17 protein-coding genes are annotated in these 19,922 nt (G+C 45.7%); 9 read left to right on the top strand and 8 right to left on the bottom strand.

What is annotated here, in order from left to right; translation table 11 throughout:
• The first annotated feature begins 179 nt into the window (after positions 1-179).
• From ACFPIK_RS09075 to ACFPIK_RS09050, 6 genes are all read left to right on the top strand, one after another.
• Positions 180-1,520: a TolC family protein gene (locus tag ACFPIK_RS09075; protein ID WP_377914415.1), complete on the top strand. Its 1,341-nt coding sequence runs from the start codon at positions 180-182 to the stop codon at positions 1,518-1,520.
• On the top strand, positions 1,517-2,626 hold the full coding sequence (locus ACFPIK_RS09070; RefSeq protein ID WP_377914413.1) for an efflux RND transporter periplasmic adaptor subunit: 1,110 nt from the start codon (positions 1,517-1,519) through the stop codon (positions 2,624-2,626). Before ACFPIK_RS09075 ends, ACFPIK_RS09070 begins: the two co-directional genes overlap by 4 nt.
• Complete coding sequence (locus tag ACFPIK_RS09065; protein ID WP_377914411.1) at positions 2,623-3,870, top strand: ABC transporter permease; 1,248 nt, start codon at positions 2,623-2,625, stop codon at positions 3,868-3,870. The genes ACFPIK_RS09070 and ACFPIK_RS09065 overlap by 4 nt, the downstream gene beginning before the upstream one ends.
• Entirely contained in the window at positions 3,867-4,550 is a 684-nt protein-coding gene (locus tag ACFPIK_RS09060) for an ABC transporter ATP-binding protein (protein ID WP_377914409.1), read from the top strand. The genes ACFPIK_RS09065 and ACFPIK_RS09060 overlap by 4 nt, the downstream gene beginning before the upstream one ends.
• A 150-nt stretch (positions 4,551-4,700) precedes the next feature.
• Complete coding sequence (locus ACFPIK_RS09055; RefSeq protein WP_377914407.1) at positions 4,701-5,726, top strand: sensor histidine kinase; 1,026 nt, start codon at positions 4,701-4,703, stop codon at positions 5,724-5,726.
• 3 nt (positions 5,727-5,729) lie between these two features.
• Complete coding sequence (locus ACFPIK_RS09050) at positions 5,730-6,512, top strand: LytR/AlgR family response regulator transcription factor (RefSeq protein WP_377914405.1); 783 nt, start codon at positions 5,730-5,732, stop codon at positions 6,510-6,512.
• Positions 6,513-6,557: 45 nt separating this feature from the next.
• On the opposite strand, the gene ACFPIK_RS09045 is transcribed toward ACFPIK_RS09050, so the two are convergent.
• The 6 genes from ACFPIK_RS09045 to ACFPIK_RS09020 all read right to left on the bottom strand — a co-directional run bounded on the left by ACFPIK_RS09045 (position 6,558) and on the right by ACFPIK_RS09020 (position 11,439).
• The gene (locus tag ACFPIK_RS09045) at positions 6,558-7,493 is read right to left on the bottom strand and encodes a proline dehydrogenase family protein (protein WP_377914403.1); all 936 of its coding nucleotides are present in this window, start codon (positions 7,491-7,493) and stop codon (positions 6,558-6,560) included.
• 96 nt (positions 7,494-7,589) lie between these two features.
• Entirely contained in the window at positions 7,590-8,777 is a 1,188-nt protein-coding gene (locus ACFPIK_RS09040; RefSeq protein WP_377914401.1) for a DUF763 domain-containing protein, read from the bottom strand.
• A gap of 11 nt (positions 8,778-8,788) precedes the next feature.
• Positions 8,789-9,451, bottom strand: coding sequence for a DUF2461 domain-containing protein (locus ACFPIK_RS09035; RefSeq protein ID WP_377914399.1), 663 nt, complete (start codon positions 9,449-9,451; stop codon positions 8,789-8,791).
• Between the two features lie 79 nt (positions 9,452-9,530).
• The gene (locus ACFPIK_RS09030) at positions 9,531-10,043 is read right to left on the bottom strand and encodes a carboxymuconolactone decarboxylase family protein (RefSeq protein ID WP_377914397.1); all 513 of its coding nucleotides are present in this window, start codon (positions 10,041-10,043) and stop codon (positions 9,531-9,533) included.
• 107 nt (positions 10,044-10,150) lie between these two features.
• Positions 10,151-10,768 (bottom strand): TetR/AcrR family transcriptional regulator, encoded by a 618-nt coding sequence (locus tag ACFPIK_RS09025; protein WP_377914395.1) that lies wholly within the window; start codon positions 10,766-10,768, stop codon positions 10,151-10,153.
• Positions 10,765-11,439, bottom strand: coding sequence for a peptidoglycan DD-metalloendopeptidase family protein (locus ACFPIK_RS09020; RefSeq protein ID WP_377914393.1), 675 nt, complete (start codon positions 11,437-11,439; stop codon positions 10,765-10,767). The genes ACFPIK_RS09025 and ACFPIK_RS09020 overlap by 4 nt, the downstream gene beginning before the upstream one ends.
• A 178-nt stretch (positions 11,440-11,617) precedes the next feature.
• Here ACFPIK_RS09020 and carB point away from each other — a divergent pair, with 178 nt between their 5' ends.
• Positions 11,618-14,437 (top strand): carbamoyl-phosphate synthase large subunit, encoded by a 2,820-nt coding sequence (gene carB / locus ACFPIK_RS09015; RefSeq protein ID WP_377914391.1) that lies wholly within the window; start codon positions 11,618-11,620, stop codon positions 14,435-14,437.
• A gap of 24 nt (positions 14,438-14,461) precedes the next feature.
• On the top strand, positions 14,462-14,719 hold the full coding sequence (locus tag ACFPIK_RS09010) for a DUF4834 family protein (protein ID WP_377914389.1): 258 nt from the start codon (positions 14,462-14,464) through the stop codon (positions 14,717-14,719).
• A 186-nt stretch (positions 14,720-14,905) separates the two neighbouring features.
• Here the strand turns inward: ACFPIK_RS09010 and ACFPIK_RS09005 are convergent, their stop codons facing one another.
• Together ACFPIK_RS09005 and ACFPIK_RS09000 are read right to left on the bottom strand one after the other, a co-directional pair.
• Positions 14,906-16,126, bottom strand: a complete 1,221-nt coding sequence (locus ACFPIK_RS09005) for a class I SAM-dependent methyltransferase (RefSeq protein WP_377914387.1) — start codon at positions 16,124-16,126, stop codon at positions 14,906-14,908.
• Positions 16,126-17,118, bottom strand: a complete 993-nt coding sequence (locus tag ACFPIK_RS09000; protein WP_377914385.1) for an aspartate-semialdehyde dehydrogenase — start codon at positions 17,116-17,118, stop codon at positions 16,126-16,128. The genes ACFPIK_RS09005 and ACFPIK_RS09000 overlap by 1 nt, the downstream gene beginning before the upstream one ends.
• A 223-nt stretch (positions 17,119-17,341) precedes the next feature.
• On the opposite strand from ACFPIK_RS09000, the gene ACFPIK_RS08995 reads away from it, so the two are divergent.
• The gene (locus ACFPIK_RS08995; protein ID WP_377914383.1) at positions 17,342-19,795 is read left to right on the top strand and encodes a lamin tail domain-containing protein; all 2,454 of its coding nucleotides are present in this window, start codon (positions 17,342-17,344) and stop codon (positions 19,793-19,795) included.
• The last annotated feature ends 127 nt before the right edge of the window (positions 19,796-19,922 follow it).

Genomic DNA, 19,922 nt, shown 5'->3' with positions numbered 1-19,922 from the left:
AAATCCAGTCGCACGGGAAAGCTAGGTTCTAATCATCATCTGGCTTTTCTCAACGTTCGCAAAATGCTTCGAGGGCAATTCTGTAGGCTTGGATATACTTTTTGGCAGGTTCAGTTTTCTTTTTTTTCATCCCAGTGATCCTCATTTCAATTTGGTGACATCATTTAGCTCTCATACAGATGTCTACCCAATACTTACATCGCTTTCTTTTCGCATTGTTGGTGCTCTACCTGAGTGGCCTGCCTGTCCATGCGCAAAATCAGGTCCTTACTAGCCTGGAGGAAGTTTTGCGCTTTGCTCAAGTGCATTCGCCCCAGCCTAAAATCAGGCAGATGCAATCCGTTCAGCAGGATCATGCGACCAAAATCAGCCGTGCCGAGCTGTTTCCTTCTTTGCGGGCATATGGCACCTGGGACAATTACCTCCAGCTTCCAGTCCAGCTTTTGCCTTCGGAAGCGGTAGGAGGAGAACCCGGCACGTTTACTGAAATCCGTTTTGGCACTAAGTACCAGCTCAGCTTGGGATTGGAAGCATCATTGCCTCTATTTGATTTCGAGCTCTGGAATAAAGTCAAAGCCGATCGCCTTCGGTCTCAGGCCACCCTTCAGGACCTGGCTGCTCAGCAGCAAGCTTGGTCTGAAGAAATCGCCAGAGCTTATTTCCAGCTATTACTTCATCGGGAAAGTTTGCTGCTGGCAGAAGAGCGGTTTCACCTTTCGGATTCGATTTTCCGGCTGGCTTCACTTACCTATCAAGCAGGTGAAATGGAACCCCTTCCCTACCAACGAATCAAAGCCACGGCCCAAGCCGCTCAGAATGCACACATCAAGCAAAAAAAGCAAGAGGAACTCGCTCATGCTACGCTCCTGAGACTCATCGGCAGTACAGCAGGCGAAGTGGAATTTACCGAACGCTTCAAGTGGTCTCCCTCCGTGAATCAGGAAGTGGACTATGTGCTTTCGGCTCTTCCCGAATGGAAAAAAGCGGACCTTGAAGTGGCTGGCAGCGAGCAAGCTTGGAAGCAATCCCGTGCAAGTCACCTACCCAAACTCACCGCTACGGGGAGATTTTACCAGCAGACCCTAGCTAATAATTTCAACCTCTCAGGAGCCAGTTCCTTTGAGGTCGGAGTGGTGGGACTAAGCCTTAACTGGAATCTATTCCAGGGAAATCTGAAGCGACTAAAAACCAAAACGGCCTACCTCGATTGGCAAATAGCCAAAGAACAGCAGCGCCATATTCAACAAGTCCTGAGTGAAGAGCAGTCCAGGCTCCAATCCGAATGGATCAACAATCACCGGGTGGTTCAGGGCTTTGATCCTCTCCTCAAGCTCTATGCAGACAATTTTCGACTTGCGGGGCTTCAATGGGCTGCCGGAATTATTCCTGCCGATGAGCTCCTTCAAGTAGAAAAAGAATGGCTGGAGCAGCAGCAAGAATACCTGGTCGCTCTTGCTGACCTCTTTACATCCCAAGCATTGCTAGTCATCCGTAACCAAACCTACTCCGAAAATCCATGAATAAGTTTCATCTAAAATTCAGCAACCTGTTCTTTTTTATTCTCTCTTCAGCAGCACTGACGGCCTGTTCGGAAGTGCCGACTCAGACTCCACAGGTCAAATCGGTGACTGAGGCCGTCTATGCCTCCGGCTATCTCGAGGCAATCGATCAAGCAGAGATCCGGGCACAAGTGGAAGGAGTCCTGCTGGAGACCTTTGTCAAGGAAGGAGAGCCCGTCCGCAAAGGGCAGCTTTTGTTTACCCTGTCGGGGATAGCCCTCGACAGTCGACTCCAATCCGCAAAGACCGCCTATGAGGTGGCCTTACGGAATGCTTCCGACCTGGGGCCGGCCATTCAGGAAGCCGTCAAAGGGGTAGCCATCGCAAAGGAACAATTTGTCAACGACTCGCTCATGTGGGTCAGACAATCCAGCCTCTATTCGCAAAAGGCAATATCACAGTCGAGCTATGAAAATGCCCGAAAAACCTATGAATCCTCCCGGCAGAATCTGGCGCGTAGTCAGAGTCAGCTGAAAGGAAAGCAAGACCAGGTCATTCGGGAGCTGGAAGCCAGCCGCAAAGAGTGGAGGACAGTCCAAGACGAGCTGGATTTCTACCAAGTGAAAAGCGACCGGGATGGAATCTTTTATGAGTCGCCTTTTTCTCCCGGAGAGCTGGTGAAAAAAGGCGATATCCTGGCCGTCATTGGTTCAGATCAGGGATATATCGGCAGTCTCAAGATCGATGAGAAAGATATCAGTCGGGTCAGTCTGGGCCAACAGGTCCTGTTGGAGATGGATGCGTTTCCGGATCAAACCTTCCAGGCCAAGTTGACCAAAGTCTACTCCAGAATCGATCCCATTGATCAGATGCTGCGTGTGGATGTCGCCTTGACCGACAAGCTACCCACGGCACTGACGGGACTAGCTCTGGAGGCAAACATTGTCATCCGTGAAAAATCCGACGCCCTGGTCATTCCCGGCAACCTCCTGCTTCCAGGTGATAGTGTCCGTGTTCTGAAAGAGGGGAAAGCGCAAAAAGTGAAAGTGATCCCCGGTATCCGGACCTTGTCAGAGGTGGAAATCCTGGAGGGAATTACAGCTGAATCCAATCTGATCAAACCATGAATGTCATTCTGAAAATCGCCAAAACCCACCTCTTGTCCAAGCCCAAACAGACTTTGGTGGCGATGCTGGGTGTGACCTTCGGTATCGGGATGTTTATCATGATGATCAGCTTGATGACAGGTCTGAACAATTTCACGGAAGACCTGACCAAAATCGCCTCGGCAGACATCCGAATCTACAAAGATGTCACTGAACCAAGAGCCACGCTTTTGGACCGAATTCGTCCGGAGGGATTAAACCTGGTTCATCATGTCAAACCCAAAAACGAATCCGACAAAATTCGAAATGCCCGTCAGATTGCCGATCTGCTACGCCAAGACCCCGAAGTGATCGGCGTCGCACCTCGGCTCACCAGTCAGGTCTTTTATAACTTTGGCCCTGTAAAACTCAACGGTTCAGTAGCTGGGGTGGATATTTTGGAAGAGGATAAGCTATTTGACCTCCATTCCAAAATCAAAGCTGGCTCACTGGCAGCACTCAAAACCACCTCCAATGGTTTGATTATCGGTTCTGGTTTGGCTAAAAAGCTGTCTGCTCAAGTCGGTGACCTGCTAATGGTCACTACGCCACAAGGGGTCATCTATACGATGAAGGTGGTCGGAATCTTTCAGTTGGGATTGGGGGAAATAGACAACGTCCGCAGCTATGCCAACCTGGCCACAGTCCAGAAGCTACTGGGCAAAGATGCCAGCTACATCACCGACTTAAATCTCAAAATCACCAATTACCGGGAGGCTAAAGCCAAAGCTCAGACCATACAGGCAGCCTATGGGAATAAGGCAGAAGATTGGGAGACGGCTAACTCTACCCTTTTGGCGGGAGCAATCATCCGCGACATCATGACCTATTCGGTGTCGATCACCTTATTGATCGTTGCTGGTTTTGGGATTTACAATATCCTCAACATGACCATTTACAGCAAGATGAAAGACATTGCCATTCTCAAGGCTACGGGTTTTGCGGCCAAGGATGTGACAGGAATTTTCTTAACCCAGTCTTTGATCATTGGATTGATCGGGAGCCTAATGGGCCTGGTGGTAGGATTTGTTTTTTCGCTGCTGCTGGCACAGGTGCCCTTTGACGGGGGGGAACTCCTCGCCTTGGATTCTCTTCCGATCAACTTTGACACGAAATATTATATCATCGGGATTGTCTTTGGTGTCTTGACTACTGCCGTGGCGGGCTGGATGCCTTCCCGAAAAGCCGGAAAAATTGATCCTATCGAAATCATCAGAGGAATATGAGCACTAGCAACATCCTGCTCAAGACGCAGGGAATCACCAAATATTTCCATGATCCAGAGACTTTTCAGGTCCTGAAAGGCATCGATATAGAAGTCCATAAAGGAGAGTTTCTCAGTCTGATAGGAAAGTCTGGCAGTGGGAAATCCACCCTTCTTTACTTGCTCAGTACCATGGACATGGACTTTGAAGGCACGTTGGAGATTAACATGGAAGAACTGACCGGAAAGTCTCCGGACTACCTGGCGCGATTTCGAAGTGAGCACATCGGCTTTGTCTTTCAGTTTCATTTTCTGTTGCCGGAGTTTACTGCCTTGGAAAATGTCATGATCCCTGCGCTGAAGTTGGGAAAGTATTCAGAGGAAGTGATCCGTCAAAAAGCGATGGAAAAACTCGACCTACTCGGCATTGCGGATCAGGCAAAAAAAGCTTCCTCCCGACTATCCGGAGGACAGCAGCAGCGGGTGGCAATAGCCCGGGCCTTAATCAACGATCCGTTACTGATTATGGGCGATGAGCCTACCGGCAATCTGGATTCTGTCAATTCGAAAATCGTGTTTGATACGTTTCGAAAACTCACCAGAGACTTGGGACAGACCATCATCACGGTGACCCACGACGATGATTTTGCTGCAAAAACAGACCGCATCATTGAGATGAAGGATGGAAAGATCATTTCCTGATCACGGGTTTTGGAGTCAGTTATTGGCCGGATATGGGAAGCCAACTGCTTACCTGCGAGGGTTTGACCGAAGCTTGGAAAATTGGAATTCTTTGTCCCACGAATTGACTCGCCCGAGAAAAACCCGTAATCTACGGTGCAAACAAGCCCTATGAAGATCAAAAAAAGCCTTTGGATGGAGTATGCCATTCTTGTATTGGTCACCTTAGTCAGCGGGGTGACCCGATACTTGCTATGGGATGACTTGGGGCTGAAAGGGGAATTTCCCCCGGAGACGATCGGTTTTTCCTTTGTCTTTTTGGTGCTGAGTTGGGAGTTTTTCAAAGGAATGGAGCGATACATGAATCGCATCCTTCCCTACTCCAAAGGCTTGGCATTGCGGATTTCAGTTCAATTGGTGATTGGCGCCGTGTACATGCTTTTAGTCAATCGGCTGCTGTTTATGGTGGCAGGTAAATACCTCGAAGGTTCGCTTTCGGTCATGTTTAGCATGACGACCTATGCCACCTTTGCTACGCTTTCCTTTTTGATCAACAGCATCTTTTTCGGAAAGTATTTTTTCCAGGAATGGAAAAAAAGCCTCCTGAATGCCGAGCGACTGGAGCGTGAAAAGACACAGGTGCAATTTGACAACCTAAAAAATCAACTCAACCCGCACTTCCTTTTCAATTCTCTGAGTTCACTTCACAGCCTGATCATGGATCGGCCCGCGCTCGCCTCTGAATATGTGACTAACCTGTCCAAGGTCTACCGCTATGTACTCCTTCATGAAAACAAGGTGACGGTTCCCCTTCGCGAGGAATTGGAGTTTATCGGTCACTTTATCTTTTTGTTGGAAACCCGCTTTGGAAAAGGTGTGGACGTTAAAATCGATGTATCGGAGGAGTCCAAAAGTTTGGGCATAGTGCCGGTCACGCTTCAGATTTTGCTCGAAAACTGCATCAAGCACAACGCCATCGATCCCGATGCCCCACTTCAAATCCGGGTAACGGCAGAAGAAAAGTCCCTGCGGGTCAGCAATTCCATTCATCACAAAATCCAGGCGATGGAGTCCAATGGTAAGGGGTTGGAAGATTTGAAGAAGCTATACAGCTTTTTGAGTAAGGAGCCTGTCCAGGTACTTTCTTCGGAAAGTAAATTTTCAGTCATCATCCCATTGATCCCCAACCTATCCTAAGCCATGAATAATTACCTTACCGGTGAGCGTGCACGAATAGTTATCCTCGAGGATGAACCCTTAGTAGCCGATGGATTGTCCAAGCATGTCCTGGATTTGATGCCTGAAGCAGAGGTTTTGGTGATTTTGCCCAGCGTCAAAAAGGCCTTGGACTGGTTTGAAAAAGGGCACGAGGTGGATCTTATTTTTGCTGATATCCAGCTTGCAGACGGCATCAGTTTTGACCTTTTTAAGCGGATGGAGCCCAAGTGTCCGGTAATCTTTACCACGGCCTTTGACCAATACGCCATCAGGGCTTTTGAGGTCAACAGTGTGGATTTTTTGCTCAAACCCATCGAAAAAAAGGAGCTAAAAAATGCCTTAGAAAAACTCAGAAAACGCCGGGAGTCTTACGTTTTGCCGGAGCTAAGGATGGCATTGGATCGGGTTAAATCAGGAAAAACTTACCTGGAAAGAATGTTGGTGACGGTTCAAAATACCCTGATGCCGGTGACGATTGGGGAGGTTTCGGGATTTGTGAAGGAAGAACTCATTTTTCTGGTCAATCGTGAGGGAAAGCGATTGATCACAGACTTTCAGACTTTGGAGGAGTTGGAAGGGAAATTGGACCCGGCCGTTTTCTTTCGAGCCAATCGGCAAACCATTATCCGAATAGATGAAGTCAAGCAGATCAAGACAAATTATAAAGGACTGGAGGTGTACCTCAAAAATCCAATGCTCAATCGGGTAGAGATCAGCAAGGAGCGAAGTCCCCTATTCAAGCATTGGATGTTGGGAAATGAGTGAGGTAGATCTAATTCCTTCAGTCAATTCCAAAATAGAAGTTGAAAATTACCCCATGATATCCGCTAACCCTCGGAATAGATTTAGGGGATATTCCGCCCAGCGATTGCACAGGTAGAGATACCACTCTTTGCCATAGACCACATAGATGCGGCAGGGATATCCAGCCTCTTTGTAGGCTTCGAATTCTTCATTACAAATCCCAAGCAAACGCTCCAAGACGTAATTTTTGGGCTGATGGCGTTCAATTAATCGTAGGGCTTCTTGGTGGATTTTTTCATCGTGTGAGGCTATGGCGCAGGGATGATCTTTTGCAAAAAGCTGCTCGGCATAGTTGAGGTATCGTTCGTCCAATTCTTTTCCCCTTGGAAGTGAATAGCCGCTTGGCGTGTCGTAGGCACCTTTGACCAGACGGATACTCCCGGGTAGTTGGAGGATTTCCGTAAAGTCATCGGGCGTGCGTTGGAGGTATGCCTGAATTGTGATTCCCAGGTTAGAGTGGGTCTTGAGGGTCTCCTTGTAAATGTCCAGTATGGCATCAGTACGGTCGGTCCCTTCCATGCTGATGATCACTTCTTGGTTAGACTTAGCGGCGGCACGGCAGAGGCGGTCCAGATTTTCCATTGCCAACTCTCTGGATACCAGCATGCCGATATGAGAGAGATCCAAGGAAACGGAGGAATCGAGCTGATGGGATTGGATGGCTGACGCAAAGTCGAGGAATTCTGTGGTGGCTTCCTTTGCATCCTTTTCATTCCGAATGCTTTCACCCATAAAGTCCGTGGTCACCCGATATCCGGATCGGTTGAGGCGCAGGATTGTCGGGACGGTTTCTTCAATAGTTTCTCCTCCGATATACCGGTTGGCTGCTTTTTTAAAAAGCTGAAAAAGGGATGGATTACTGAGAATGAAGTCTTTTGCCTCTTCATTGAGGGCGGCTTTTTTAAGGGCTTCAGAACCGAGTTTTAAAAGTTCGTGATCCATTAAGTTTATATAAATGAAGTTGAATGTTTGCTGAGGCTTGGAAATTAGATCTTTAAAATAGTGAAATGCTATTTTTCTTCAGAATTGCTGAAATTATCATTCTGGGAATTTTTTTGAAGAAAATCCGTAAATCGTTCGTCCCCCATATTTCCAAGCGTCTTCATTTTCCTTCTGAATCAAATCCTGGATTCCCGACTTGGGAGTGAAGTCCGACTCTGCCGCTTGGGCGAGTTCACTGAGTTTTTTGATGGCTTGTTGTTGATCGGAAGAAGAGATTTTGGCCTTTTCAACGGCTGTTTTCAGCGTTGCGATGGTTTCGTCATAGACTTTTGTAGGTACTGGAAATGGCTTTCCGCCCTTACTTCCATGAGCAAATGAGAATCTTGCCGGATCGGTAAAGCGGGAAGGTGTGCCGTGAATTACTTCACTGACCAAAGCGAGGGATTGGAGCGTCCTCGGTCCAAGACCTTTGAGTAGGAGCAGCTCCTCAAATGTTTGGGTCTGTGACTCCTGCGCTAGCCAAAGGATGGAACCCAAACGCTTTAAGTCCACGTCCGCATCCTTGACGGCGCAATAATCAGGCAACTTCATATGGGGAATTTCTGCTAGGATTTTGGCAGGATCTTCTTGGGTGATGCTGAGCATGGAGGTTTGGGTTGGTTTGGCATTTCGGTCCACCAAATTCAAAATGTCCCCCTGATGATCTCCACAAATCGCCGTGTGGGGCTCCTCCACAAATGACTTCATTCTGCTGGAATTCCAATGATACCTGCGCGCCCTACCGTCTTCAGGCTTCATGCCTTGCTGGATGACCGACCAATCTGCTTCGTCGCTGACCAAGAAATAGTGCATGTACACCTGAAAGCCGTCTTGAATCGCTGTGCTGTCTACTTTGGCTGAAAGCCTACTTGAGCGTGAAAGCTCCTGCCCATCCAGCCCGGTGAGGTCGCCTACTCGAAGGAGTTCGGTGGGTGTTTGAAGGGAATCTTTTCCTTTTCCCCCACAGACAAAAATCCCCAACTCCTTAGCAAGGGGATTGAGGGATTTTTTCAAGGCACTCATCACCGCAGTGGTGACACCGGATGAATTCCAATCCATCCCAATGACCGCTCCGAAGCTTTGAAACCAGAAAGGGTCTGAGATTCTTTTTAGAAACTCTTTTTTTCCGTATTCCATCAGGATTGTCTCCACGATAGGTAAGCTCAATCGGGTCATCCGATCAAACAACCAAGTGGGAATACTTCCTCCCATGAGTTTCAAGTCAGCTGTTCCGGAGCGTTTCATTTGATTAGGATTTAGCCTTCGAGAGGCTCACTAAGAAATTTCGCAAAAGGGAGAGTAAGTTGGTACAAACCCATGATTTGTTCAACAAAGTCTGGCTTGGTGATTTCGGTAGCCGGAAGTTGTGTCATCGCCAAAAACGAGGTGTGGTATAACAAGGGTTGATGGGCTGCCGCTTCTTTAAACTCTTCCGGAATCCTTTTGATTTTGTCCCCCTGAATTTCTCCAAAGGCCTCCTTGAACTTTGGCTCTTGGATGATTTGTTCCAACTGCTCGGAATTCTGGGCAATATGGTGCCGGACTTCGAGCAGTTCCTCTTTCTCCAGCATTTTCAACCCGGCAGCAACGATCACTTCCTCTGCCCCAATGCTGAGGTAAAGGCCCGGACAAGGATTGCTTTTCTTCCCTTTTTTGGAAATCACCGCAGACATTTCTGTCTTGTAAGGGGATTTGTCCGCACTGAATCGGATGTCCTTGTTGATTCGGAAGATCGCTTCTGAAGGAGAAATGGTGATCTCGGGCGTCAAGGCATTCATCTCAAAAATCAATTTGGAGATAAAGGCTTCGAAAGGCTTTTTGACGTCCTTTTCAAAATCTTTTTTGTGGGCGTTGAACCAATCGGTGTTGTTGTTTTCGCTCAGTTGGCTAAAGAAGGATATGTAATTGTAGGTGAACATGGTCATTATTTTTTAAAGAAAGTTTGGTCTCCTCCCTTTGGGTGTAAGTATCCAGCGAAAGGAGACCCTAGGTGAAACATCAATTTTTCATGCGGTAGCCTTTAGCCAAAAATCGGGAGGATGCCTCATCCCGCTTGTCGTCATATTCGATCCGAAAGCCAGTAACCATGCGGTTGGCAAAGCCAAAGAGCGCACAAACAAAAACCACATCTTCGTAGTGCTTTTCGGTGTAGCCCAAATTCAAAAAGGAAAGGATATCTTCCTCTGTCACTGCGTTTGCGACTACTTTGTCTGCCAAAGCAAAAATCGGTTTCAACTCCTCGGTAGGATGATCCACCAGACTTCTGACTTCTTCACCTCCAATTACAAAAGCAGTTTCCAAATGTCCCAAATGGCAGAATGAACAGCCAAATTGCTTGGAAACATACGCTCCTAAAAGTTCTCGAGTGAGTGGTGTGAAGGCACTCTCAGGATGCATGACCTCATGGGCAAGGTTGAGGAATGCATCAAAGACGGTTGGTTTACGCCTTGCAATGGAGAAGATTCCAAACTTCGCGGCGGTCTCAAATAGGGTAACTTCTTTCAGTTCCATAGATGTTCGATAGTTATTGTTTTGGATTAAATGGGACAGATTAACTGTCTCGATTCAATAACTGAACGTGATTCATTTATGTTTTTGGAGAAGAAAAAAAAATCAATTTATTTTTTCAAGGATCTGATTATCATGTCCATATAAGATAAAAAAAAGGCGTCAGTATTTTTGTTTAGCTGTTGTTGGATGATGCCTGACTTTACATCGATGAGTTGGATGACTCCCACTGCCGAGGCCCAAAGCAGGAATGAAAATTCCGATTCATCAATATCCGGGTGAATGCTTCCTTGAGTTTTTCCCGATTGGATGACCTCAATGACATAATTGGTGATTTTCCGGCTAGCCATCAGGAGTTCCTCTGGTTCTTCTAGCCCGGCATTAGTTTCGTAAAAGGAGACCAACTGATGGTAAAAAGGATGTGCTTTGTAGAAGTTGAGATAAGCCCAAAGCATCATGCGGACTTTTTCCAAAGCGTCTGAAATCGATTCACCACTTTCTATGAATTTTTGCAAAAGGATTTCTCTCGATTTGATCGTGAGATGAGCGATGATGTCTTCTTTTTTTGGAAAATACAGATAAATCGTGCCGACAGCCAAGCCAACCTTTTTAGCTACTTGGGCTATGCTCAGGCTTTCCAATCCGCTTTCTTGAATGAGTTCTTCCGCGCAGTTTAGGATGTCTTGTTTACGGTCACCTTTTGCCTGATCGTTTCTTGCTCTTTTCATGAGTTCTTCGGATAAAATCTCAAAACCAAATTCGGATCCGGGCAATTTTCCTGATAAAACTCCAAATCCTTTTCTGCCGCTACGCCGGGATAATCCCCCCAGTTTTCACCCAAATCCCACATCAGCTGGAAGTGAAGGTGAGGTGGCCAATCTCCGTTTTCGGGAAAAGGCCCCACATGGCAAAGTAACTCGCCTGCCTGAAATTCCTGTCCGACCAGTAGCTTTTCCAAGTCCTTTCGGAAAAGATGCCCATAAAGGGAAAAGAGGGTTTTTCCCTCTAGTTCATGCTCCAAAATGATCGTCGGGCCATAGTTGCCAAAGCCCGTGTTGTCCTGAAAGCTATGAACCTTTCCTGCTAAGGGCGCGAAAACCTGTGCTCCTGCCTCTGTCCAGATGTCGATTCCCAAATGGATATTTCGGAAGTCAGCAGATTCTGTAGCAAAAACTTCACTACGACGGTAAATCGCCCGATTCTCCAGATATCCTCCGATGCCGTACTTTTTTCCCGCGCTTTTCAGCTGAGCGAATACAAATCGGTCAAACTCGGCTGTATCACTAAGATTTACAGCATCCAATGCTTGATTAGCGGCAGTGAAATCAAGTTGAAGCGTATTTTCAGAAGTAAGCATTTCTCCCATGACAGGGAAAAAATCCATATCATTCCAGTTCATTGGGCTAAAATAAGGATTGGATCAAATTAATTTTCCTATTCGGACTATTCACCGATTATTTCATTTTTCTGTGAGCATGAGTGCCTTTTATCCGAAGTTATCCTTCCCCCTTCGGATAATTTTTCTAATTTTGCCCCAATTTGGACTTAAGTGAAATTTTCCTCAACCCTCCTCTCTAATGCCTAAAGACAGTAGCATCAAGCACGTCCTCCTCATCGGTTCAGGTCCCATCGTCATCGGTCAAGCTTGCGAATTTGACTATTCCGGCTCCCAGGCTTCCAGATCGCTCCGTGAAGAAGGGATCAAAGTCACCCTGATCAATTCCAATCCGGCCACGATCATGACCGACCCTGTGACTGCCGATCACGTGTATTTGCTTCCACTGGAAAAGAAATCCATCCGGAAAATCCTGACTGAGCATCCTGACATCGATGCCGTACTTCCTACCATGGGTGGACAGACTGCCCTCAATCTCGCTATCGAATGTGACAAAGCAGGAATTTGGAAAAACTATGGCGTTAAAATGATTGGTGTCGATATTGACGCCATCGATACCGCTGAAAACAGAGAAAAATTCAAAGCGCTCATGGAGCACATTGGAGTAGGCGTCTGCAAAGGGGCGACGGCTACTTCCATGCTACAGGGTAAAGAAATCGCTCAGGAAATAGGATTTCCGTTGATTATCAGGGCATCTTACACCTTGGGTGGTGCAGGTGGAGCTTTTGTGGAAAAGGCAGAGGACTTTGAAAAATACTTGGCAGCAGGTCTTCAGGCTTCGCCTGTTCATGAAGTGCTGATTGAGCAAAGCATCCTCGGTTGGAAAGAATACGAGCTAGAGGTGATGCGCGATAACATCGGCAACATGATCGTGATCTGTTCCATCGAAAATTTTGATCCGATGGGCGTGCATACCGGTGACTCCATTACCGTAGCACCTGCCATGACCCTTCCGGATACGGTATATCAGCGCATGCGTAACTATGCGATCACGATGATGAATAGCATCGGCAATTTTGCCGGAGGCTGTAACGTACAGTTTGCCGTAAGTCCGGATAATGACACGATCATCGGTATCGAGATTAACCCACGCGTTTCCCGATCCTCGGCACTTGCTTCCAAAGCGACCGGCTATCCGATTGCCAAAGTGGCTGCCAAGCTTGCAGTAGGATATAACCTGGACGAATTGTCCAACTCCATTACAGGGACTACTTCGGCATATTTTGAGCCTTCCATCGATTATGTGATCGTAAAAATTCCACGTTGGAACTTTGATAAATTCAAAGGTTCGGATCGTCGATTGGGCCTATCCATGAAAGCGGTAGGGGAAGTGATGGGCATCGGGCGCAACTTTCAAGAAGCGCTTCAAAAAGCCTGTCAGTCTCTTGAAATCAAGAGAAATGGCTTGGGTGCGGATGGCAAAGAGCTGAAAGATCAGGCGCAGATTCTTTACTCCCTGGCCAATCCTAGCTGGAACAGATTGTTCCATGTTTATGATGCTTTTAAACTAGGCATTTCCTTCCGCACAATCCACGATCTGACCAAGATCGATAAGTGGTTCCTCAAGCAAATCGAGGAATTGATTCATTTGGAAGCTGAGATTGAGAAATATAAAATCAACACCATCCCATTCGAACTGATGGATTTGGCGAAGAAAAAAGGCTACGCCGACCGTCAAATTGCGCACTTGCTCGATTGCTTGGAAAGCGATGTGTTTAACAAGCGCTACCATGAAATGGGAATCAAACGTGTCTACAAATTGGTAGATACCTGTGCTGCGGAGTTTGAGGCCCAGACCCCGTATTACTACTCCACTTTTGGAGAGGAAAACGAGTCTATCCGATCAGAGAAAAAGAAAGTGGTGGTATTGGGCTCGGGACCAAACCGTGTGGGGCAAGGAATTGAGTTTGACTACTCCTGTGTTCATGGAGTTTTGGCGGCTAAAGAGTGCGGCTACGAGACTATCATGATCAACTGTAACCCGGAGACGGTTTCTACTGATCCGGATGTAGCGGATAAACTTTACTTTGAGCCGGTTTTCTGGGAGCATATTTACGAGATCATTTTGCAGGAAAATCCTGTTGGAGTGATCGTGCAACTAGGGGGTCAGACTGCTTTGAAATTGGCTGAAAAACTTTCCAAATACGGCATCAAGATCATTGGAACGAGCTTCGAGGCCTTGGATTTGGCCGAAGACAGAGGTTTGTTCTCTACGCTTTTGAAAGAAAACAACGTACCTTATCCTGAATTCGGTACGATTCACAATACGGATGAGGCCCTTGAGCTTTGCAAAACGATCGGATTCCCACTTCTAGTTCGTCCAAGCTATGTATTGGGTGGTCAGGGGATGAAAATCGTGATCAACGAAAAGGAACTTGAAGAGCATGTGGTAAATGTGCTACGTGACATTCCTAATAATGAGATTCTTCTCGATCACTTCTTGGAAGGCGCCATCGAAGCGGAAGCAGATGCGATCTGTGATGGAGAAAATGTCTACATCATTGGTATTATGCAGCACATCGAGCCTGCCGGAATTCACTCCGGAGACTCCTATGCCGTCCTTCCTCCCTACAATTTGGGGGATTTGGTGATCCGTCAGATCGAGACTTACACCGAGAAAATCGCTTTGGCTCTCAAAACTGTCGGTTTGATCAACATCCAGTTTGCAATCAAGAATGACAAGGTGTATGTGATCGAGGCCAATCCTAGAGCTTCCCGTACGGTGCCGTTTATCTGCAAGGCCTATCAGGAACCTTATGTGAATTATGCCGTAAAGGTGATGTTGGGAGAGAAAAAGGTCACCGACTTTGAATTCAAACCGGTGAAGAAGGGTTATGCCATCAAAGAACCGGTATTCTCTTTCCACAAATTCCCGAATGTCAACAAAGAATTGGGACCTGAAATGAAATCCACCGGTGAAGCGATTTACTTTATCGACGATCTGATGGATGACTATTTCCTCAAAATTTACAACGAGCGAAATATCTATCTCAGCAGGTAAGCCGGTTCATAATCCTGAAAAAACTTGGTAAAATTTCTCATCATATTACTGGGAGTTGGCTGGCTGCTAGGCCAACTCCTTCGGTATTTTCTTCGGTCAAAGCTTGCTCAATTTGCGAAGCAAGTAAATGAAGCGGCCATGGAACAGCAGCGTGCTCAACAGCATGCTGCAAGGCCTAAAGATGCTGTAGTGGTAGATTACATTCCCAAGGAAGAATTGGATAAGCGAAAAAAAGATATCCAAGGAGGCGAATACGTCGACTACGAAGAAGTGAAGGAGTAACCGATAAAATCCTTAAGTGTGCAAAGGTCTGTGTCTCACAGACCTTTTTTCTTTTCTATCTTCTTAGATGTTTCTCGGATTGGTTTGAGAATTTTTCCAATGTTCGGAACTTTGGAAAAGTTTCAGGACATGACATCTCAGTCTTATATTTTGATTCTAACTTCTTCCAACTGAGCCTGCCTTTTTTTACTGAATTCGTCTGCACCAAAATACTTTAAACCCGCTTTTTGTTTTCGTTCCGATCAGAAAGTCTTCTCCACCGTCTTTTAGTCCAAGTTTCTTTTTAAGGTCTTCAGCCCCGATGCTATAGTTTCGGCAGATTACGTTGACTTTTCCCGAAGGGAAGAGATTTTTGATTTCCTGCTTTTTGGGAGAAACCTCCTGAATCACTTCAAAGACTCGGCCCGGGATGTCGTCCGGAATCGTATTCCCGGTGTAGAGGTGGCTGTTTTTCTCCAGTTTTTTCAATCCAAATCGCGCGGCGAAAAGATTAAACGCTCCGGCTTTAAGAATTCCGTTCAGCGGTTCGATCAAGTACGTTTCTGCTTCACCGAGGGGTACAATTGCCTTTTCTTCTTCCTTTGGTGCAAAAGAGAATCTTGGATTTTCACTGCCCAAATCAACGACTGAGATCTCTCTGGATTCTTGAGTATTTCCTTTTTCCCATGAAAGGAGGAGTTCCTTTACCTCATTTTTTACGGAAACCACGGTGATTTTCTGTATCTCCGGAAGCTCAGTCCAAGCTTGCGTGATATCCAGCATGGGTGAGGCTTTGATCAGGATGTGATCCGATTTGCTTCGCAAAAGAGACCAAGTACTCACTACATCCGGTTCGCATTCTTCCAGCTTATAAAGCTTCTGATTGCCGCCACCCCTTCTGGCAGGATCCGCATAAATCAGATCAAAGTGGTGGTTAGTTTTTTTCAAAAAATCCAATCCATCGCCTTCAAAAAACTCAAACTTTCTATCTAAACCCTCCATGGGTTCTGAACCCTTGGAGGGCTTCAATAGCTCAAGATTATGCTTCGAAATCTGGAAGAGTTCAGGCTGTCTTTCGCAATAAATTCCTTTTTCAAATCCCTGGCTCAAGTGGAAAAAATCCACTCCATAGCCTCCGGTAAGATCGATCATCAATTTACCATTCAAGCCTTTTGCTTTGAAGTGAGCTGTTTCTTCGGAAGAACTTTGCTCTAAAGAGATACTTGCAGGAAAAAGTAAATCGGGATTAGCAGACCAAGAAGGGAGTTTTTTGGATACTTTTTGTCGGGCAGAAATCTGCTGAACTGCCATTTTTAGATCAAAAGTGACTTTCCCTTGATATTTAAAAAGCAAAAGTGCAGGATCTTCTGAAAGATGATCCTGCACAAATTGTCTGAATTCAGCGCTATTGAGCTCGCTGAGGTTCATCAGACCAGTTTATTTTCCAAAAGGTATTCTGCAATCTGTACGGCATTGGTAGCAGCACCTTTTCTAAGGTTATCTGCCACAATCCACATATTGAGTGTGTTTGGTTGAGATTCATCTCGTCTCAATCGGCCTACGAATACCTCATCCTTTTTATGCGAAGTGATAGGCATTGGATAGACGAAGTTGGTCGGATCGTCCTGTACGATCACTCCAGGAGCATTTTCCAACAGGCTTCTCACTTCCGCCAAATCAAAATCCTGCTTAAACTCGACGTTGACCGCTTCAGAGTGTCCACCCATGGTCGGAATACGAACAGTAGTAGATGTCACTTGGATGGTATTGTCGCTGAAGATTTTTTTGGTCTCGTTGATCATTTTCATCTCTTCCTTGGTGTAGCCGTTGGGCTGGAACACGTCGATGTGAGGAAGAACGTTCATGTCAATCTTATGAGGATAAACCATTGGAGGATTGGCTTCGCCTGATCGCTCAGCCATCATCTGATCTACTGCGGCTTTCCCCGTGCCTGTCACAGATTGATAGGTAGATACAACGATGCGCTTGATGCCATAGCGCTGGCGCAAAGGCTCCAACGCCAACACCATTTGAATAGTGGAGCAGTTGGGGTTGGCGATGATTTTATCGTTAGGAGTAATTTCTTTCGCGTTGATTTCTGGGACAACCAATTTTTTGGAAGGATCCATTCTCCATGCAGAAGAGTTGTCGATCACAAAAGTGCCTACTTCTGCAAATTTGGGAGCCCACTCCAGTGAGGTGCTTCCACCTGCGGAGAAAATGGCGATTTCAGGTTTGGCTGCCACAGCATCGGCCAGGCCGATTACGGTGTGTTTTTTACCCTTATACTCGATCTGTTTACCCACGGATCGCTCAGAAGCAACCAATAGCAGTTCGTCATAAGGGAAGTTGTGCTCGTCGAGCACCTCGAGAATTTCGGAGCCTACCAGACCGGTGGCACCTACTACAGCCAGTTTCATAATATGAATAGGTTTTAATTGGTTTTGGGACTGCAAAAGTAAGGACTAGGAGTTCATTTTCAGGATAATGACTCAAAAAATCATCGAGTTTTTTCTGATTGACACCGAGGTTAAAACTAATTTTTGTATTTTAAGTGCGTTCTTTTTTATCATTTTTATGATGAATCGTACTTTTCTATCCTTTGTTTTTTGGTTTTCCTTTAGCTCTATATCCATCTTTCCTATGAAGGCATTGGGGCAAAAACAGGATTTTGAAAGCCAATTTTCCATCACTTCTTTTCCCGGGGAGTTTCTTCCGGGTTGGTATGGAAATGAGGTTAGAAGCCCTTCCTCGCGGATCTTTCAGACTCTAAACCTTGGTAAGGGGAATTCCAGAGCACTAGCGGTTCAGCCGATCAATACATTCAATGGAGAAATTTGGATTAGGCTGAACCCATCAGAATTAGAAAGACCCCAGGTTTCTTTTTGGGCAAGAAGCCTACAGAATGGGACAGGAAACCGTCCTGCTGTGGTGTATTTTTCGTGGGGAGAACGTTTGAATGGAGGATTTTCAGATAGGGTCTTACTGGGTGGGGAGAATGAATTTGGGAATGAAAATCAGGAGTACCGAAGGTTTGTTCTAGAGGTTCCAATTGAATATGCGGGGCTCAATGAAGTCTTTTTGAAATTGGAGATCCTTTATGGGGCAGGGAGTGGAAGTGCTGCGAGGTGGTTTTTGGATGATTTTGAGATGGGGGATTTTGTTCAGGATGCTACCCCACCAAAAGTAAAAAGTGTAAAGGGGTATTCTTCAAAGGAGATTTTGTTGGGTTTCGATGAGCCAATAGACCCGGTATTCTCGCTCCTTCCGCTTGCTTACAAGTTGGATGGAATAGACCCCGAAATAATCAATTCACTCAATGATTCTACCCGGATTCTTCGTTTTGAGGAAAATTTGGAAGAAGGTAAAAGTTATAGGTTGGATGTCATGCAAATTCCCGATTTGGAAGGCAATTTTTTGAGGGATACCTCGGTCAATTTCAGGTTTACAGATCCGACTTCGTTTGACTACAAATCTTTGGTGATCAATGAACTCATGCCGGCTCCAAGAGCAGATCAAGACCTGCCTAATGTGGAATATGTTGAGTTGTACAATCCCTCTGCTAAAGAGTTTAGGCTTCAAGGATTACTCTTTTCGAATTCCAGAAGTACGGCGTCTCTTCCTGAGTTTTGGATTCAGCCAGGAGCATATGTTTTACTCGCGCCCTTATCACAGTCCAATCAGTTGAAGGAATTTGGAAATGTGATACCGATCAGTTCATGGCCTACCCTGCTAAACTCCGGAGATAGGGTCAGTTTGACTTCATCCCAAGGTGTGCTGATTGACCAGCTGAGTTATGCTACCTTTTCTTGGGGAGGGAGTGAATTTGCTTCAGGAGGCTATAGTCTTGAGGTTGTCCATCCGGAGTTCCTTTGTGATAATTCGGGGTTTCTAAAGTCATCGATGGATCCTGCTCGAGGAACACCAGGGAAAGTGAATTCTGTTTTTTCGCAAGAAATTGATCTCATAGAATTCGAGATTGAATCTGCGTTTTTTGTGAATTCTCGAGAGGTTGAGGTTGTATTCAATCAGCTTTTTTTACCAACTATTTCAACTAATCAAATTACCTTCTCAGATGGACTCAAGGCAGACTCAACATGGATTTCACTTAATGGTAATGCCATAAAGATAAAATTGGATCGAGAAGCTATTCGTGGCAGAAAATATGAAGTTAAAATTACATCACTTGTGAATTGCCGTGGGGTTGTTCAAGAAGACCCTCTATCGGCCAATCTTGTTTTAGCAGAAGCAGCTGGACCTGGAGATTTGATCATCAACGAAGTGTTATTTGATGCACGAGTGGGGGATCCCAAATTTGTAGAGATTCATAACACCACTGATAAATTCCTGTCTCTGGAATCTTGGGCGCTTGGTAATCTGAATAATTCTGGACAAACCAGTCAGGTTCGAATTTTCGGTGGAAGAGGCGATTATTTGGAACCAGGAGGATTTTTGGCAATTACTACGGATACAAATTCGCTGAAACTTGCTTATCCTAAATCTGTAAATGGTCATTTTTTTCAGATTCCAAGTCTACCAAGTTATCCGATTTCCGGAGGCACTGTGGTCTTGATTTCCAATGTAGGGGAAGCGGTCGAAAAATTCACCTATGACCCGAAAATGCATCATCCACTTATCCGGAACACAAAAGGAGTCTCTTTGGAACGGATATCATCGACATCAGCCGCTGCTTTGGATTTTAATTGGCAGTCTGCATCCGGCAATGAAGATTTTGCGACCCCAGGAAAACGAAATTCAACTGTTTTAGGTGAATTTGAATCAAACTTGATTCAAATCGAACCGCAAGTTTTTGATCCAGAGGGGAGTGTTGGTGCCACATTTACTACAATTCGATATGAATTGGATCAACCTGGCTGGGTGGGTAGCTTTTCTGTTTTTTCCGCTTCTGGGTTGGCTGTTCATACTTTGGCTCAAAACCAGCCTTTAGGTACCCAGGGCCTTTTAACTTGGAATGGTACAGATGATTTGGGAGCAAGAGTTAGGCCCGGCTATTATGTACTATTGGTAGAGTTGGTTGATACGAATGGGAAAATTTTGATTTTCAAAAAGACACTTGTTGTGGCTGCAAAGCTCTAGAAGAAGAGTCAATCCATTCATTTAAGGTTTCTTTTGGGATGGATTGAATTAAAAGTATTAAAGTATGGAGATGTGTAATTCTTGCTCTGAAACTTTTAATTTTTGCAAATATCAAAGTCCAATGTAT

This window comes from Algoriphagus aquatilis, assembly GCF_042657405.1.
Taxonomy (GTDB): domain Bacteria; phylum Bacteroidota; class Bacteroidia; order Cytophagales; family Cyclobacteriaceae; genus Algoriphagus; species Algoriphagus aquatilis.
The sequence above is the reverse complement of the archived record's forward strand: the minus strand, read 5'-3'. Positions and strand labels throughout refer to the sequence as shown.

Bases quoted from the DNA above. Each gene is read 5' to 3' on its own strand.
- ACFPIK_RS09075 (WP_377914415.1), top strand. From the start codon at position 180: ATGTCTACCCAATACTTACATCGCTTTCTTTTCGCATTGTTGGTGCTC.
- ACFPIK_RS09070 (WP_377914413.1), top strand. From the start codon at position 1,517: ATGAATAAGTTTCATCTAAAATTCAGCAACCTGTTCTTTTTTATTCTC.
- ACFPIK_RS09060 (WP_377914409.1), top strand. From the start codon at position 3,867: ATGAGCACTAGCAACATCCTGCTCAAGACGCAGGGAATCACCAAATAT.
- ACFPIK_RS09000 (WP_377914385.1), bottom strand. From the start codon at position 17,118: ATGAAACTGGCTGTAGTAGGTGCCACCGGTCTGGTAGGCTCCGAAATT.
- carB (WP_377914391.1), top strand. From the start codon at position 11,618: ATGCCTAAAGACAGTAGCATCAAGCACGTCCTCCTCATCGGTTCAGGT.
- ACFPIK_RS09020 (WP_377914393.1), bottom strand. From the start codon at position 11,439: ATGAACTGGAATGATATGGATTTTTTCCCTGTCATGGGAGAAATGCTT.
- ACFPIK_RS09065 (WP_377914411.1), top strand. From the start codon at position 2,623: ATGAATGTCATTCTGAAAATCGCCAAAACCCACCTCTTGTCCAAGCCC.
- ACFPIK_RS09030 (WP_377914397.1), bottom strand. From the start codon at position 10,043: ATGGAACTGAAAGAAGTTACCCTATTTGAGACCGCCGCGAAGTTTGGA.
- ACFPIK_RS09025 (WP_377914395.1), bottom strand. From the start codon at position 10,768: ATGAAAAGAGCAAGAAACGATCAGGCAAAAGGTGACCGTAAACAAGAC.
- ACFPIK_RS09055 (WP_377914407.1), top strand. From the start codon at position 4,701: ATGAAGATCAAAAAAAGCCTTTGGATGGAGTATGCCATTCTTGTATTG.
- ACFPIK_RS09005 (WP_377914387.1), bottom strand. From the start codon at position 16,126: ATGAACCTCAGCGAGCTCAATAGCGCTGAATTCAGACAATTTGTGCAG.
- ACFPIK_RS08995 (WP_377914383.1), top strand. From the start codon at position 17,342: ATGAAGGCATTGGGGCAAAAACAGGATTTTGAAAGCCAATTTTCCATC.
- ACFPIK_RS09040 (WP_377914401.1), bottom strand. From the start codon at position 8,777: ATGAAACGCTCCGGAACAGCTGACTTGAAACTCATGGGAGGAAGTATT.
- ACFPIK_RS09050 (WP_377914405.1), top strand. From the start codon at position 5,730: ATGAATAATTACCTTACCGGTGAGCGTGCACGAATAGTTATCCTCGAG.
- ACFPIK_RS09045 (WP_377914403.1), bottom strand. From the start codon at position 7,493: ATGGATCACGAACTTTTAAAACTCGGTTCTGAAGCCCTTAAAAAAGCC.
- ACFPIK_RS09035 (WP_377914399.1), bottom strand. From the start codon at position 9,451: ATGTTCACCTACAATTACATATCCTTCTTTAGCCAACTGAGCGAAAAC.